This window comes from Lactiplantibacillus sp. 7.2.4 (assembly GCF_018991185.1).
Taxonomy (GTDB): Bacteria; Bacillota; Bacilli; order Lactobacillales; family Lactobacillaceae; genus Lactiplantibacillus; species Lactiplantibacillus pentosus.
In genome coordinates this window covers 1-1,815 of sequence record NZ_JAGYGS010000127.1, presented here as the reverse complement: position 1 = coordinate 1,815, position 1,815 = coordinate 1, and the positions used below count along the sequence as shown (strand labels likewise).

Annotated in this window: 2 protein-coding genes; both read right to left on the bottom strand. The window is 37.3% G+C overall.

Annotated features, from left to right (window positions below):
- Positions 1–72 precede the first annotated feature (72 nt).
- Positions 73–228: a ribbon-helix-helix protein, CopG family gene (locus KGF70_RS16790; RefSeq protein ID WP_003555393.1), complete on the bottom strand. Its 156-nt coding sequence runs from the start codon at positions 226–228 to the stop codon at positions 73–75.
- Positions 229–1,122: 894 nt separating this feature from the next.
- A partial coding sequence (locus tag KGF70_RS16785; RefSeq protein ID WP_012695376.1) for a replication protein occupies positions 1,123–1,815 on the bottom strand: 693 nt, incomplete at its 5' end.

Sequence of the window (1,815 nt, the reverse complement as noted above, 5' to 3'; positions counted from 1 at the left end):
AATGTTAAAATAGCCTTGATAGAACAACAATGTTTAGCGGAAACTATCGTCTTGCCCAAGCCGAGTTTTCGCTTATTTTTTTTGTTCTAATTCCTTTCTTGAATAATTTTCTAAAGCTAAAGCTAAAATTGCAGACTTAGAAAAACCCTTTTCTTTCGCAAGATTTTCCAAAGTAAAATACTGATCTTCGGTTAGACTGACCGTAATTCTTTTTTTATTTGTAGCCATATTTTTACTCCAAACTAAATCAAATTTAAGTACACCATTATTATGCTTTTTTGCAACATTATTGTCAATAATATATGCTATAAATCTCTATTTCGCTAAAAACTCGCTAAAAACTCGCCGAAAACTCGCCGAGATTTAAAACTCTGTAACCATTGATATTAAAGGCTTGAAGACCATTTTTAACCAAAATTGGCACTCGGCACTTAAAAGGGGGGTCGTAGTACGGTCGCAAAATTCGCTCCCTCGCCCCCCTGATTTTCAAATTTATATCCCACACGAATAAAACCATGGGCGCTGCCCAAACCTGCAAGCTGTGTCAGCTTGACCCCATAAATGAGCGGGTGCTCCCGCTCAAACTCACCCCGCACTCGCCGTGAGGCAGGCAAAAAAAGCAGGTGTGCTTTTCTTTGCATGCGCAAAAGTGTCTTGGTCTAGTGAGTCTGTCAACTCCTTAAAGCCTCCTAGAACGGCTAAAAGCCGTTCTACGTCGATTTACCGTTGACAGACAGCTAATTATGCATTTAACAGCTAAAATGGCTTAGAGAGCAAATTAGACCCATTTAAAGCCAACATTCAAAGCAGTTAAAGTCCGAAGGAGATAACGACTGGACTTTAACTGCTTTGAATGTTTCAACTGACGCAAGTCAGTTTTGTTTGAGCGAAGCGAAATCTGATACAGGTTTTAGTGGTTTTAGCGCAACGTCATCTTTGATGACGTGTAAGTGCGCTTTTAGCATTTTCTTTTGATTTTTTCATTGCTATTTTTAAAGCAATGCGCACTTACACACCACAATTAAAATTGATGGTGTTTGTGCTAAATTTCCTGTATCAGAAGTCGGCTAGCCGACAACAAAAAAAGGTGCTCGAATTGAGCACCCACTTTTTATTCACTAATCAATCTTGTATCTCGCCAGTTTCTTTGTCTATGTCTCCTCTGCCATACTTGCGTTCCTGATAAACAGCATCGAAATATAGTCTTATCAGTCCAGTATGAGCACGTAAAACCGAATTAACGACCTTGATACTAGGCATGCCATATTCTGAACCATGAGCTTTTAAAAAGCGTCTCAATTCACGCATATTTGCCAAATTATGGTCATCAATCAAATCACAAACATCATTCAGCATGTCGTCTTTATCTTCCACATCAAGCGATATATATCTATCAATATCAAAATTATTTATCAGCGTAATATCTTTTTTATTATATTTATGTTTTTTCTTCTCAATAGCATCTTTAGACTCATGTGTAAGGTATGAATACATGCTTGCCATACTTCTGATGACTATTTGCACTTTAGCGATACTCCGATCACCTAGAAGCTGTTTAATCTTGTACCGAACACTATCAGCAGTAACTGGATTTTTAGCCACATAGACAACATGATAATGCGGCTTTTTATAGTGCTTGCCATTTCGTATGACATCATCAGGTGTCCATTTTGATTTATCAGTTTTTTCATCCATATCATGAAATGGACTAATAGCAATTGGAACACCAATTAATTCTAATTTCGATTTCCAATCTTCTGGAATAGATTCGGGATATAACAAAAAGGTGAAGTATCTTGATTTGTCTTTTGCCAT

Coding starts and splice junctions, on each gene's coding strand:
- KGF70_RS16790 (WP_003555393.1), bottom strand. CDS start 228: ATGGCTACAAATAAAAAAAGAATTACGGTCAGTCTAACCGAAGATCAG.